General features: G+C 68.3%; 12 protein-coding genes. 9 read left to right on the top strand and 3 right to left on the bottom strand.

Annotated features, from left to right (window positions below):
- Positions 1-71: 71 nt before the first annotated feature.
- Complete coding sequence (locus LDO22_RS20465) at positions 72-1,529, top strand: benzaldehyde dehydrogenase (RefSeq protein WP_224025493.1); 1,458 nt, start codon at positions 72-74, stop codon at positions 1,527-1,529.
- A gap of 93 nt (positions 1,530-1,622) precedes the next feature.
- On the opposite strand, the gene LDO22_RS20460 is transcribed toward LDO22_RS20465, so the two are convergent.
- Positions 1,623-1,871, bottom strand: coding sequence for a hypothetical protein (locus LDO22_RS20460; RefSeq protein WP_224025492.1), 249 nt, complete (start codon positions 1,869-1,871; stop codon positions 1,623-1,625).
- A gap of 128 nt (positions 1,872-1,999) precedes the next feature.
- On the bottom strand, positions 2,000-3,415 hold the full coding sequence (locus LDO22_RS20455) for an NAD(P)H-quinone dehydrogenase (RefSeq protein ID WP_224025491.1): 1,416 nt from the start codon (positions 3,413-3,415) through the stop codon (positions 2,000-2,002).
- A gap of 104 nt (positions 3,416-3,519) precedes the next feature.
- Here LDO22_RS20455 and LDO22_RS20450 point away from each other — a divergent pair, with 104 nt between their 5' ends.
- On the top strand, positions 3,520-4,338 hold the full coding sequence (locus LDO22_RS20450) for a purine-nucleoside phosphorylase (RefSeq protein ID WP_224025490.1): 819 nt from the start codon (positions 3,520-3,522) through the stop codon (positions 4,336-4,338).
- A 57-nt stretch (positions 4,339-4,395) separates the two neighbouring features.
- Positions 4,396-6,144, top strand: coding sequence for a phospho-sugar mutase (locus tag LDO22_RS20445; protein ID WP_224025489.1), 1,749 nt, complete (start codon positions 4,396-4,398; stop codon positions 6,142-6,144).
- Positions 6,145-6,193: 49 nt separating this feature from the next.
- Here LDO22_RS20445 and nirD read toward each other — a convergent pair whose 3' ends face one another.
- A complete protein-coding gene (gene nirD, locus LDO22_RS20440) occupies positions 6,194-6,574 on the bottom strand; it encodes a nitrite reductase small subunit NirD (protein WP_159632477.1) in 381 nt (126 codons plus the stop codon).
- A gap of 259 nt (positions 6,575-6,833) precedes the next feature.
- Here nirD and nirB point away from each other — a divergent pair, with 259 nt between their 5' ends.
- The 6 genes from nirB (at position 6,834) to LDO22_RS20410 (ending at position 13,948) form a co-directional block, all read left to right on the top strand.
- Positions 6,834-9,473, top strand: coding sequence for a nitrite reductase large subunit NirB (gene nirB, locus LDO22_RS20435; protein WP_224025488.1), 2,640 nt, complete (start codon positions 6,834-6,836; stop codon positions 9,471-9,473).
- A gap of 2 nt (positions 9,474-9,475) precedes the next feature.
- Complete coding sequence (cobA, locus tag LDO22_RS20430; protein WP_224025487.1) at positions 9,476-10,507, top strand: uroporphyrinogen-III C-methyltransferase; 1,032 nt, start codon at positions 9,476-9,478, stop codon at positions 10,505-10,507.
- Between the two features lie 14 nt (positions 10,508-10,521).
- Positions 10,522-11,670, top strand: coding sequence for a uroporphyrinogen-III synthase (locus LDO22_RS20425; RefSeq protein ID WP_159632480.1), 1,149 nt, complete (start codon positions 10,522-10,524; stop codon positions 11,668-11,670).
- A gap of 224 nt (positions 11,671-11,894) precedes the next feature.
- Complete coding sequence (locus tag LDO22_RS20420) at positions 11,895-12,764, top strand: FAD-dependent oxidoreductase (RefSeq protein ID WP_224025486.1); 870 nt, start codon at positions 11,895-11,897, stop codon at positions 12,762-12,764.
- A 148-nt stretch (positions 12,765-12,912) separates the two neighbouring features.
- Entirely contained in the window at positions 12,913-13,632 is a 720-nt protein-coding gene (deoC, locus tag LDO22_RS20415; RefSeq protein WP_224025485.1) for a deoxyribose-phosphate aldolase, read from the top strand.
- A gap of 52 nt (positions 13,633-13,684) precedes the next feature.
- Entirely contained in the window at positions 13,685-13,948 is a 264-nt protein-coding gene (locus tag LDO22_RS20410) for a hypothetical protein (RefSeq protein ID WP_159632483.1), read from the top strand.
- The last annotated feature ends 24 nt before the right edge of the window (positions 13,949-13,972 follow it).

Below are 13,972 nucleotides of genomic sequence, written 5' to 3'. Positions count from 1 at the left end.
GACGGGACTGACCCGCGCTCCCATCTTCCGGGCCGGACGCCTGATGTCCGGACCAACGAAAGGACCACCCTATGTCCCTGCTCGACTCCGCCCTCTGGGAAGGCAAGATCTACCTCAACGGCTGGCGGGCGGGCGGCGGCGGTACCGGCACCAGCATGGAACCGGCCACCGGTGAGCAGCTGGGCAGCTACGGCGTGGCTTCCGTGACGGACGTCCGCGAAGCAGCAACCGCCGCCGCGAAGGCACAGAAGGAATGGGCCGCCCGCAACCCCGAGGACAGGGCCGCGGTACTGCGCCGCGCCGGGCAGCTCTGGGAGGAGCACGCAGCCGAGGTCCAGGACTGGATCGTGCGCGAATCAGGTGGAATTCCGCCCAAGGCAGGGCTGGAAACGCATATCGCCGCCAACGAATGCTACGACGCCTCGGCGCTGCCCTCACTCCCAGCCGGGGACGTCCTCACGTCCAACGAAAACCGCTGGTCCTTTGCCCGGCGCCGTCCTGTGGGCGTCGTCTCCGTCATCGCGCCGTTCAACTTCCCGCTGATCCTTTCCATCCGCGCCGTGGCCCCTGCCCTGGCATTGGGTAACGCCGTGCTGCTCAAGCCGGACCCGCGGACCGCGGTCTGCGGCGGCGTGACCGTGGTGCGCATCTTCGAGGAGGCCGGGCTTCCGCAGGGCCTGCTCTCCCTGCTGCCCGGCGGCGCGGACATCGGAGCCGCCGTCGTCGAAGCCCCCGAGGTCCGCGTGATCGCCTTCACGGGATCGACGGCGGCCGGCCGGAAGATCGGTGAAACGGCGGGCCGGCTGCTCAAGCGCGCCCACCTTGAACTCGGCGGCAACAATGCGCTCATCGTGCTCCCCGGCGCCGACCTGGCCAAGGCGGCCTCCGCGGCGGCGTTCGGCTCGTTCATGCACCAGGGCCAGATCTGCATGGCTGCCGGACGCCACATCGTGCATGAGGACATCTACGACGACTACGTTGCCGCCTTGTCGGAGAAGGCGGCCCACCTGCCCGTTGGCGATCCCAAGAGCGGCACCGTGGCGCTGGGTCCAGTGATCGACGAGCGCCAGCTGCAGCGGGTGGACGGGATCGTCCAGGACGCGGTCCAGGCGGGCGCCCGGCTCGCCGCCGGGGGAACCCACGACGGCCGCTTCTACCAGCCCGCCGTGCTGGTTGACCTGAACACTGACAGTCCTGCCTGGAAGGACGAAATCTTCGGCCCGGTGGCCCCGGTGATGAAGTTCTCCACCGTGGATGAGGCTGTGGCGCTGGCCAACGACAATGAGTACGGCCTGTCCATCGGGATCCTGGGCGACGTCGGGCTGGCCATGACCATCGCCGACCGGCTCGACTCCGGGAAGGTCCACATCAACGAACAGACCGTCTCCGATGAAGCGAACTCCCCGTTCGGCGGAACGAAGAACTCCGGCAACGGCTCGCGGATCGGCGGCCACCACGCCAACATGGAGTCGTTCACCGAGATCCAGTGGCTCACGATGCGCCCGGACATCGCCCCGTACCCGTTCTAGGAACCCAACCGACCCTGGCCAGGGCTTTCACACCGCACGTGGGAAAGCAGGACGCTGCCGGCCCCGCAACGTAAGCAGGGCCGGCAGCGGCTTCTACGCCGTTGCCGCTGAATCAAACTCCCCGCCGGCTACGGCCTCGGCATACTTGGTAAGGTCCGGGCCGGGCTGGAAGTCCACGAACTGGTCCTTCAGCTTCTCAAACAGGAACTCGTACACCTTGTCCTTCCCCGAGCCGGACAGGGACGACGCCGCCTCGCGGACCGCCTCCTGCAGTGCCTTGTCAGCATCCAGCAGGATCTTTTCCCGCGCCTGCTCGTTCCACTTGATGTCCTGCAGTTCCATAAGCTTCTCCTTGCGTCGACGCTGGTACAGGAACGGCCGGGAACTTCAAGGAAATTCCCGGCCGCGCCTGGTTCGAGTCTAAGCAGGGGCCCCGGAGGGGTCCAGCCCGCGCTTGCCCGGGGAAAGCCTTACATGTGGACGTGCAGGCGGCGGGCTGCCTCGGAGATGGATCCGGTGAGCGACGGGTACACCGTAAACGTGCTGGCGACGTCGTCCACGTGCAGCTTCTGCTTGACCGCGATGGAAATGGGGAAGATCAGCTCCGAGGCATTGGGTCCGACCACCACGCCGCCGATCACCGTGCCGGAGCCCTTCCGGGCGAAGATCTTCACGAACCCGTCCTTGGCGTTGCGCATCTTGGCGCGGGCGTTGCTGCGCAGGGAGAGCTTGATGACGTCGGCCTGGTACTTGCCGGACTCGATCTCGGCTTCGGAGACGCCCACGTTCGCGATTTCCGGTGAGGTGAAGATGTTGGAGGCCACCTGGTGGAGCTTGAGCGGGGTGACGCCGTCGCCCATGAAGTGCGCCACCGCGATCCGGCCCTGCATGGCGGCCACGGAGGCCAGCGGCAGGACGCCGGTGCAGTCACCGGCGGCGTAAATGTTCGGGGCCGTGGTCCGGGAGACGCCGTCGACCTTGATGTGGCCGCTTTCGCTCACGGCCACGCCGGCCTCCTCAAGGCCAATCCCCGCAGTGTTGGGGATGGAGCCAAGGCACAGGAGGCAGTGGCTGCCGGTCACCTTGGTGCCGTCGGAGAGGGTGACCACCACGCCATCGTCCGTGCGTTCCACGGTCTGGGCACGGGAGCGGGACAGGACCCGCACACCGCGGCGTTCAAAGACTTCCTCCAGGACCACTGCGGCGTCAACGTCTGAGCCGGGCAGCACGCGGTCACGGCTGGAGACCAGGGTGACCTTGGAGCCCAGGCCGTTGTAGGCGGACGCGAATTCGGCGCCGGTGACGCCGGACCCCACCACAATGAGCTCCTCGGGCAACTCGTCGAGGTTGTAGATCTGCGTCCAGTTCAGGATCCGTTCGCCGTCCGGGCGGGCCGTTTCCAGCTCGCGGGGGTGCGCGCCTACCGCCAGCAGGATGGTGTCGGCTTCGACGGTTTCGGTGCCGTCCACGGTCAGGACTTCGATCCGGTGGCTGTCCAGGAGCCGGCCGGAGCCTTCGATGATGCGCACGCCCTGTTTCTCCAGGCCGTCGCGGATGTCCCGGGACTGGTTGCGGGCCAGGTTAAGGAGGCGGTCGTTGATGTGCTTGAGGTCGGCGCGCATGACCGGGACGAAGTCGCCGCCGTCGACGTCGAACTTCACTCCCAGCTCGCCGGCTTCCGCGACGCGGGTCATGAGGTCGGCCGTGGCAATGAGGGTCTTGGAGGGGACTACGTCGGTCAGCACCGCGGATCCACCGAGCCCGGCACGTTCGATGACGGTAACGGTCGCCCCCAAAGAGGCGGCCACCATGGCAGCTTCGTATCCGCCGGGACCACCTCCCAGGATTGCGATCCGGGGGGAACTGAAATCTGGATGCGTAGTCACAGTCATCCATTCTCTCCCATTTACGGCCCGACCACCAAGAAATCAGGGTGCTTTCCGGGCCTGCCGTGACCGGGGCAACATGGGCGGCAGGATAACTTGTACTGGTGAGTACAACAGACTTCCTGAACACGGACCCGTTCGCCGCCGCCCGCGCCGCCGCGGACTACATTGCGGAAGAAACCGGAGTGGACCGCCATGACACGGCCCTGGTTCTCGGTTCCGGGTGGGGCGAGGCCGCAGACCTGATCGGCGAGACCACTGCCACGCTGTCCGCCGAGGAGGTTCCCGGCTTCCACGCCCCCGCCGTGGAGGGCCACGTTGGCACCATCCGCTCCGTGCTGACCACGTCCGGCAAGCGCGCCCTGGTCCTGGGAGCACGGACCCACTACTACGAGGGCAGGGGCGTCCGCGCCGTGGTGCACGGCATCCGGACCGCTGCGGCTGCCGGATGCAGCACCCTCGTCCTCACCAACGGCTGCGGCGGCCTCAACGAGGACTGGGCCCCCGGCACCCCGGTACTGATCCGGGACCACATCAACCTCACCGCCGCCTCCCCGCTGGAAGGCGCTACGTTCGTGGACCTGACGGACCTGTATTCGCCGCGGATCCGCGGGCTGGCCCGGGAAGTGGACCCCACCCTGGACGAGGGCGTGTACGCACAGTTCCCCGGCCCGCACTATGAGACCCCGGCGGAGGTGCAGTATGCCAAGCGGATCGGTGCGGACCTCATCGGGATGTCGACGGCGCTTGAGGCCATCGCAGGGCGTCATGCCGGCATGGAGGTGTTCGGCATTTCGCTGGTCACCAACCTTGCGGCAGGCATCAGCCCCCAGCCGCTCAGCCACCAGGAAGTCATCGAGTCCGGCCAGGCAGCGGGCCCGCGCATTTCCAGGCTGCTGGCTGACATCATCGCCCGGCTCTAACGGGTCAGGCGCCCGGGGTGCGCCACGTGGGCGGGCAATGACGATAGCGTTATGCCCATGACGTCTTCCGATGCCGAACTTCGCCTGCTCACCGAAGCCCGCGAATGGGCTGCCCAAGACCCGGATCCCGCAACGAAGGCGTCGCTCCTCGAGCTGGTCCGCCTCGTGGAGGATGGCGATCCCGCGGCCCGGCAGGAACTGGAAGACAGCTTCCGCGGCACACTGCAGTTCGGCACTGCGGGACTGCGGGCCGCGCTGGGCCCCGGCCCAAACCGGATGAACCGGGTGGTGGTCCGCCGGGCTGCAGCGGGACTCGCGGCGTTCCTGGTGGAGGCCGTGGCCAAGGCGGCGGCCGGCACCCGGCCGCGCGCCGTCGTCGGCTATGACGCCCGCTACAACTCGGATATTTTCGCCGCGGAAACGGCGGCGATCTTCACCGCGGCCGGCATCGAGACCTTCCTGCTGCCGGCAGCCCTCCCCACTCCCCTGCTGGCCTACGCTGTCCGCGCCCTGGAGTGCGACGGCGGCGTCATGGTCACCGCCAGCCACAACCCGCCGCAGGACAACGGGTACAAGGTGTACCTGGGGCGGCACGCGGTAACGGCAGAGGGCGACGGCGCCCAGATCGTGGCGCCGTACGATGCCGAAATCGCCGCGCGCATCAGCGCCGTGGGGCCGCTGGAGTCCATAGCGCTGGCAGGGGACGGATGGACCGTCCTGGACGGCTCCATCGCCGCCGAGTACCAGCGGGCGACGGCGGCACTCGCCATGCCGGAGCGCTTTCCGGCCCGCGATCTCCGGATTGTCCTGACCCCGCTGCACGGCGTCGGCGGCGGGACGGCGCTGGAAGTACTCAAGACGGCAGGTTTCACGGATGTCACCGTGGTGGCCGAGCAGGCCGATCCGGACCCCGATTTCCCCACCGTCAGTTTCCCCAACCCGGAGGAACCCGGCGCACTGGACCTTGCCCTGGAGGCAGCGGCGCGGCTGGACGCCGACCTGGTCATCGCCAATGACCCCGACGCCGATAGGGCTGCCGTAGCGGCCAAGGACCCCGACACCGGCGCGTGGCGCATGCTCCGCGGGGACGAAGTGGGGTCCCTGCTGGGCGCCCACATGGTGGCCCGGCTCGCGGACGGCGACTCCCTTGCGGAGGCTGACGGCCGCCGTGTGTTCGCCAATTCGATTGTGTCCTCCCGCCTGCTGGCCCGCATCGCCGCGGCCGCCGGACTCGACCATGTGGAAACGCTGACCGGATTCAAGTGGATTTCCCGGGTCCCGGGGCTGGTCTACGGGTACGAGGAGGCGCTGGGATACTGCGTCGCGCCGGATCAGGTGAAGGACAAGGACGGCATTTCCGCCGCGGTCCTGATCGCCGAACTCGCGGCCACCGCCAAAGCCGCAGGCAAGACGGTCTTCGACACCCTGGACGAGCTGTACCTCCAGCACGGCCTGCATGCCAGCGACCAGCTGAGCATCAGGGTTGCGGACCTGGGACTGCTGGACGCCATGATGAACCGCCTCAGGGTTTCGCCGCCGGAGTCGTTCGGGCAGTCAGCGGTGGAGGTATTCACGGACCTGGCCGAAGGCAGCGCGCAGTTGCCGCCCACGGAGGGCCTGCTCTACATCACCCGGAACCTGACCCGCGTGATCATCCGGCCCAGCGGCACCGAGCCCAAACTCAAGTGCTACCTGGAAGTCATCCACCAGGTGGGCTCCGCCGCGGAACTGCCGGCGGCACGCCAGGCGGCACGCGCCTCGCTGGATGAAGTCCTCCACGACGTGAGCGAGGCGCTGGGACTTTAACCACGGAAGGGGCGCGCCTCTTCGGCGCGCCCCTACCCTGCGGAAAATCCTAGAGCTCCACCTCGACGAAGCCGTCCCTGACACGGGTGCTGAACGCTGCCAGCCGCAGGCCCGGAGTGGTGAAGCATTCACCGGTCTCCAGATCGTAGACCTCCTTGTGCAGCGGCGAGGCGATCGTGGGGCGGGTGCCCTTGGAGCCGAGGATGCCGCGGGCCATGACGTGGGCTCCGGTGGCGGGGTCCTCATGCGCCACGGCGAAGACTTCGCTGGGGCCGGTGCGGAACAGTGCCACCTGGCGGCCTGCCACCAGGGCGGCCTCGCCCCATGCCGGTTCGAGGTCATCCACCATGCAGACACGGTGCCAGCCGGTCCCGAACCCGGCGGTGTCTGATTCGGCGGCGAGCGCCCCAAGTTCAAGTGTTGCCGTCATGTCCGGCTCCTTTCCCTGTGCCTGTTGTCCCTTGCATTGGCAGCTTTTGCGGCCGTGTCCCACGCTAGGGTCCGGGTGTTTCAAAGGGGTGCGGTGAATGTGTCCGGCGCGTAAAAGAGACCTAACGCGGGCGGAAATGCGTTCGTGATGCAGAAGTTAAGTTGACGAAACAATTGGGAAACTGAGGCGAAACTGCCCCTTCCTAGGCTGGATGCACAAGCTGCAGAGCACCGTCTGCGGCCCATGCGAAAGGCCCACAGTGACCGAACAGACTTCAAGCACAGAGACTCCGCGCCGCATCGTCGTCGCCGGCGGCGGCCCAGCGGCCCACCGTTTTGCGGACGCCATGCATGCCCGCGGCCTCGACGGCTGGCATGTCACGGTCCTCACCGAGGAAGCCCACCTCCCCTACGACCGGGTGGCACTTTCCAAGGCCCTCACCGATGCCGGGGTGGACCTCACCCTGGGCACCGCCTCCATGTGGGACCACGGCTCGCTGGTCCTGAAGACCGGCGAGCGCGTGGTGAAGATCAACCCGGAAACAAAGAGCGTGGAAACCGCCGCCGGCCACAGCTACGAGTACGACCAGCTGGTGGTGGCCACGGGCTCGGACGCTGTGCGCCTGCCCATCCCCGGTGCCGAGCACGCCCACGTGTACCGGACGCTTGAGGACGTGTGGGCCATCAACAAGGCCATCGCCAAACTCACCGCAAAGCTCGGCCGCAAGATCAACGCGGTGACCATCGGCGGCGGACTCCTGGGCCTTGAGTCGGCCGCCGGCACCGAGCAGCTCGGCGCCACCCCCGTCGTCATCAACGGGGCTCCCTGGCTGATGAACACCCAGCTGGACGAGGGTGCGGGCCAGGCCCTGGGCCGGCTCATCGAGGCGAAAGGCTTCGAGGTCCACGGCGGTGTGTTCCCTTCCGAGATTTTGGCGGACGACGACGGCCAGGTCACCGGAGTGCTCATGGCTGACGAACGCGTCATCCCGGCAGACCTGGTGATTGTCGCCGTCGGCGTCAAACCCCGCGACGAACTCTTCCGCGCCGCCGAGGGCGAAGACCAGCTCTTCAGCCTGGGCCCCCGCGGCGGGGTGGTCATCAACGATTACTGCGCCACCGAAGTACCGGGCATCTGGGCCATCGGCGAAGTGGCCAACTTCGGCGGCATGTGCCTGGGCCTGGTGGCCCCCGCCAACACCATGGCCGAGATTGTGGCCGACCGGCTCCACGGCGGAGACGCCACCTTCCCGGGTTTCGACACCGCCACCAAACTCAAGCTCTCAGGCGTGGACGTTGCCAGCTTCGGCGATGCCTTCGCCCGCACCGAACATGCCCTCGAAATCGTCTACGCCGACCCCGCCCGCGGCGTGTACCAGAAGATCGTGACCACCGACGACGCGAAGACCCTCCTGGGCGGCATCTTCGTGGGCGACGCCTCCCCGTACATGAGCCTGCGCCCGCTCCTGGGCCGCGAACTTCCCGCCGAGCCCGGCGCGTTCCTCAGCGCGGCCGGCGGCGGGGACGCTCCGGAAACCGAACTGCCGGACGACGCCACCCTCTGCTCCTGCAACAACGTCACCGCGGGAACCATCAGGGACACCATCAACGGCTGCGGCGCCTGCGAGGGCAACGCCCCCGTCCAGGAGCTGGGCGAGCTGAAGGGCTGCACCCGTGCCGGCACCCAGTGCGGTTCCTGCGTGCCGATGTTGAAGAAGCTGCTGGAAACTGAGCTGACCAAGTCCGGCGTCGAGGTCTCCAAGGCCCTGTGCGAGCACATCGAACTGTCCCGGCAGGAACTCTTCGACGCCATCCGTGTCCTGGGGCTGACCTCCTTCGAGGAGATCATGGCCAAGTACGGCACCGGCGCGGGCTGCGACATCTGCAAGCCCACCATTGCCAACATCCTGGCCAGCCAGAACAGCGCCTACGTGCTGGACGCCGGCCGCGGAACCCTGCAGGACACCAACGACCGCGCCCTGGCCAACATGCAAAAGGACGGCACCTACTCGGTGGTCCCCCGCATCGCCGGTGGCGAGATCACCCCGAAGAAGCTCGGAGTGATCGCCGCCGTCGCCGAAAAGTACGGCCTGTACACCAAGATCACTGGCGGCCAGCGGATCGACATGTTCGGCGCCCGGCTCGAACAGCTCCCGGAGATCTGGAAGGAACTGGTGGACGCCGGCTTTGAGTCCGGCCAGGCGTACGGCAAGAGCCTGCGCACGGTGAAGTCCTGCGTCGGTTCCACCTGGTGCCGGTTCGGCGTCCAGGACTCCGTGGCCATGGCCATCCAGCTGGAGCTGCGGTACCGCGGCCTCCGGAGCCCGCACAAGCTCAAGATGGGCGTCTCCGGCTGCGCCCGCGAATGCGCCGAGGCGCGCGGCAAGGACGTGGGCGTGATCGCCACCGCCGACGGCTGGAACCTCTACGTGGGCGGCAATGGCGGAGCCACGCCGGCGCACGCACAGCTGCTGGCCAAGGACCTGGACGACGAGACCCTGATCAAGTACATCGACCGCTACTTCATGTACTACATCCGCACCGCCGACCGCCTGCAGCGCACCGCCCGGTGGCAGGAAGAGCTCGACGGCGGCATCAAGCACGTGGAGGACGTGGTGGTCAAGGACACGCTGGGCATCGCCGCGGAGCTCGAGGCTGCCATGGCCAAGCACGTGGACACCTACGTCGACGAATGGGCCGACACCCTGAAGGACCCCGAGCGCCTGCGCCGGTTCCGCTCCTTCGTCAACGCCCCCGACCAAAAGGACGATTCCATCACCTTCGTCCCGGACGAGCGCGGCCAGATGCGCCCCGCCACTCCCGAAGAAAAGGGAAAGGTCCTGATAGGGTCCTCCATCCCGGTCCGCACCGCCACGACCACCCCTGGAAACGAAGCATAACCATGCAGCTCAGTATCGACCTCACCGGCCGGGACGTCCTGGTGACCGGCACCCCTGCTGCCGCGCGGCAGGCGGTGCGGCGGTACAAAGCCGCGGGCGCCGTCGTCCACCGCCTCACCAGCCCGCATGCCGCCCAGGGCGCCCCGCTGCCGAAAGGACTGTTCCTGGTGGCCGCCGTCGAGGACGGGCAGCCCGGCTGGGCCGGCCTCCTGGACCGCTGCCGGGACGCAGGCATCCCGGTCGCTGCCGAACCTGCCGCCGGTGCCGCCGGGCACGTCACCCTGGTAGGGGGCGGGCCGGGCACCAGCGACCTCCTCACCGTGGCCGCCGTCAGGGCGCTGCGCGATGCGGACGTGGTGTTTTATGACCGCCTCGCTCCGTACCAGGAACTGCCGCTGCTGACGTCCGCGGAACTCGTGGATGTGGGGAAGAAGCCGGGGCACCACAAGGTCAGCCAGTCGGATATCGAAAAGCTGATGGTGGAAAGTGCACTGGCCGGGAACAATGTGGTCCGCCTCAAGGGCGGGGACCCCTACGTATTCGGCCGCGGAGGCGAGGAAGTAGCCGCATGCGTGGCCGCTGGCGTCCAGGTCCAGGTGGTGTCCGGCGTGACCAGCGCCATCTCGGTGCCCGCCGCTGCTGGCATCCCGGTCACCCACCGGGAAGTCAGCCATATGTTCACGGTGGTTTCCGGGCACGCCCCGCTGACCGAAAAAGAGCACCACCACCTGGCCGGCCTGGGCGGCACCATCGTGGTGCTCATGGGCATCGGCACCCTCCACCAGCTCGCCGCCGGCCTCCGCCGTGCCGGGATGCGCCCGGACATGCCCATGGCCGTGGTGGAACGCGGATACCGGCCGGGCCAGCGCACCACCATCGCCGATCTGGGCACCATCACCTCTGCCGCGGCCGGCTGCAGCAACCCGGCCGTGCTGGTGATCGGTGAGGTGGTGCGGGTGGCTGAAGCCAACCAGCAGCACGCCGCTGCCGCCGCCGACCTGGACCGGCTGGCGGCCTCGCTGCTGGGATCATGAAAGGATTGACCCCCATGACTGCACTTGCACCGGCCGAATCACCGCAGGCTGAAGAATCCACAGACGCCGCGGAGTCGCCGCTGGAGGGATTCCGCATCGGCGTCACCTCGGACCGGCGGTCCCGCGACCTGATCGAGGCCCTGGAACGGCGCGGCGCCGAAGTGCTGCACGCCCCCGCACTGAAGATCGCCCCCGTCCAGGAGGACATGCGCCTCATCGAGGACACCCGGGCCATCATCGCGGCCAAACCCGATCTCTGCATCGCCACCACCGCGTATGGCATGCGCCGCTGGTGCGAGGCAGCGGATTCCTTCGGGATCGGCGACGAGCTGCTGGAGACGCTGGGCAGCTGCCGCATGTTCGTCCGGGGACCGAAAGCCCGCGGTGCGGTGCGCGCGGCGGGCCTTGCCGACGTCGGCATCAGCAGCGACGAAACCACCTCCACCCTGGTGGACATGCTGCTCACCGAGGGCGTCCGCGGCAAAACCGTTGCCATGCAGCTGCACGGCTACACCGATGTGCGGCAAATCGAGCGCCTGCGCATGTCCGGCGCCACGGTCCTGACAGTCACGCCCTACCGCTGGGTCAAGCCCGACGGCGAGGACAGGCTTCCGCGGCTGATCGACGCCGCCTGCACCGGCAACCTGGACGTCCTGACCTTCACCAGCGCCCCCGCCGTGGACGCCATGTGGAGCACGGCCCATGAGATGGGGCTCTACAAGCAGCTGGTGGAGAGCCTGAAACTGAACGTCACCACGGCCGTGGTGGGTCCCGTCACGGCCCAGCCCCTCCTCGACGCCGGGATCACGCCGCTCATCCCGGAGCGGTTCCGGATGGGCGCCCTCATCCGGCTGGTGTGCGAGCACCTGGCACTGAACCACGTCCGGCGGCTGGAGACCCGCTCCGGGAGCATCGAGCTTCGGGGCCGGAGCCTGCGCATCGACGGCCAGCAGGTGGAACTGGCACCGGCTCCCCTGCTGCTCCTGCGTGCCCTGCTCGGCGCCGGCGGAGCGGTCCTGTCCCGCGAATCGCTGTCCGACCTGCTGGAACTGCGCGGCTCCGTCCACGCGCTGGACATGACCGTGAGCCGCCTGCGGTCCTCGCTGCCGGACGGCAAGCTGATCGAAACCGTAGTCAAGCGCGGATACCGGATCCGCGTCTAGGTGGTCGCGGCCGGGCGCCCAGCGCCCGGCGCGGCGGCTTTTGTGTCGGCGGACGGACGAATGAGAGGTGCGTCACGGGTTCTGTTACCGGCCGGTAAATACTGGCGAACACGGGCCCGTTAAACAGCAACTGAGGGGAAACACCCCGGAAAAGACGCGCGCCTACGCTGTTTTCCATCACGAAGTTCCGGCCGCTTACCGGCCGCCAGCGAAAGGGCCAGCACATGTCCGCTCCGGCACCCTCACCGTCCACCTCCACCGCAACCCGCATCGTCATTGCCGGCGCCGGCCCCGCTGCGCAGGCCCTGGTGGCGCAACTGGACCGTGCCCGGTTCGCCGGCACCATCACCGTGCTGAGCAACCGCGATGACACCCCCGGCGAACTGCTGGAGCTGGCTCTGCTCCCCCAGGTTTCCGTACGCTTTGGCCAGCCTGCCAGCCACATCGACGCGGTCAACCGCACGGTGGCAACGGCTGACGGCATGGAGTTCGCCTACGACCAGCTGGTCATCGCCACCGGCTCCGCCCCCGTGGCGAACCCGGTCGACGGGGCCGCGCAGTGCCTGAGCTATGCCACCATCGATGACGCACCGCGCATCGCGAAGGGCGTGCAGAAGGTGGCGCGGGAGCTGGGGCGGCGCCCGGTGGGGATCCTGGTCGGCACCGGAGCAGCGGCGGGACAGGCCGAAGCGGTTCTGCGGGCCAAGGGTGTGCGGCCCATCCGCACCACTGCCCGCCCTGCGGCCGTCATCCCTGCGGTCGTATCCGGTGCCTCCGCCTCCCGGGTGGCCGCGTCCGCCGTGGTCTTCGAGGATGGCAGCAGCATGACCGGTGACCTGGTTGTCCTGGCTGAGGAACGGGTCTCCCGCGATGGCCTGGCCGCCAGCGCGGGCCTGCAGACCGCAGCCGGGGGTGGCATCGTGATCAGCCGGGACTACCGCACGTCTGTTCCGGGGATCTGGGCCATCGGGGACGCGGCAGCGTTCGACGGCGTGCGGCTGGGGCTGCTGGTGGCAGCGGCTTCGGCGGCAGGCGCCTGCGCCACCCAGCTGCTGACGGCGGCAGCGGAAGCGCCGGCCCTGCAGGCGGCCTGAGCGGCCGTGCCCCGCTGCGGGCGTCCCGGGCGCTTCCGGTGCTCCCGGTGCCTCCGCGTGGGGCCTGCTGCGGTGCGGCCCGCTGTGACAAGATGGTTCCCGAAACCGAGTCAACGCCGGGCCCACAAGGCCCTCCGAGAGGACCATCATGAGCAACGAAGCCACCGTTCACGCAGGCACCGCCCACCCGGCCGGCCCCGCGGACATCGCCTCCTACATTGACCACACGCTGCTCAAGCCCGAGGCCTCGGAAGCTGACGTGCTGAAGGTCTGCGCCGAGGCGGCCGAGTACCGGTTCAAGTCGGTCTGCGTCAATCCCCTCTGGGTCAAGACCGTCACCACCGCCCTCAGGGGCTCGGGCGTCCTCACGTGCTCCGTGGTGGGCTTCCCCCTGGGGGCCACTCCCACGGACGTGAAGTCGTTCGAAGCCCGCGGCGCGGTCCTGGACGGCGCGGCGGAGGTGGATATGGTGATCAACATTGCTGCCGCCCGGGCCAACGACAAGGGCGCCCTCGTCGAGGACATCGCCGCGGTAGCCGAGACCGTGCACGCGGGCGGCGCCATCCTGAAAGTCATCATCGAAACAGCCCTCCTGACGGATGAGCAGAAGGTGCTGGCGTGCCAGGCTGCCGTGGAGGCCGGAGCCGACTTCGTGAAGACTTCCACGGGGTTCAACGGCGGGGGCGCCACCGTTGAGGACGTGGCCCTGATGCGCAGGACCGTGGGCCCGGAGGTGGGGGTCAAGGCCTCCGGTGGCGTACGGTCCCTTGCCGATGCGCAGGCTATGATTGCAGCAGGTGCAACACGAATTGGTGCCAGCTCCGGAATTGCCATCGTCAAGGGTGAACAGGGTTCAGCCGCTTACTGACCCTGGCCGGAAGCCGCCACAGATCACGCCCCGCGGGGCCGAGGAGGAACACATGTCCAGCCAGATCAACGCGTCCAGCAGGGACACGGCGTCCAACAAGGAAACCGTCCGGACCCCGCAGAACGAAAACAACCTCGCCACCAGCGTGGTCCTGTTCGTGATCTGCTTCGCCTTGTTCCTGGGCGCCATCTACTCGCTGTCCTTCCTCACCCTGGGCAACCCGTGGCCCATGGCCGTCTGCCTGGGCCTCTTCGCCCTGGCGTTCTGGCTTCCGCAGACCATCTTTGGCCGCTCCGACTCGGCCGGCGAGCACTAAAGGCCTGAACAGCAGCACAAGAAG

Source organism: Arthrobacter sp. NicSoilC5 (assembly GCF_019977395.1).
Classification (GTDB): Bacteria; Actinomycetota; Actinomycetes; order Actinomycetales; family Micrococcaceae; genus Arthrobacter.
The sequence above is the reverse complement of the archived record's forward strand: the minus strand, read 5'-3'. Positions and strand labels throughout refer to the sequence as shown.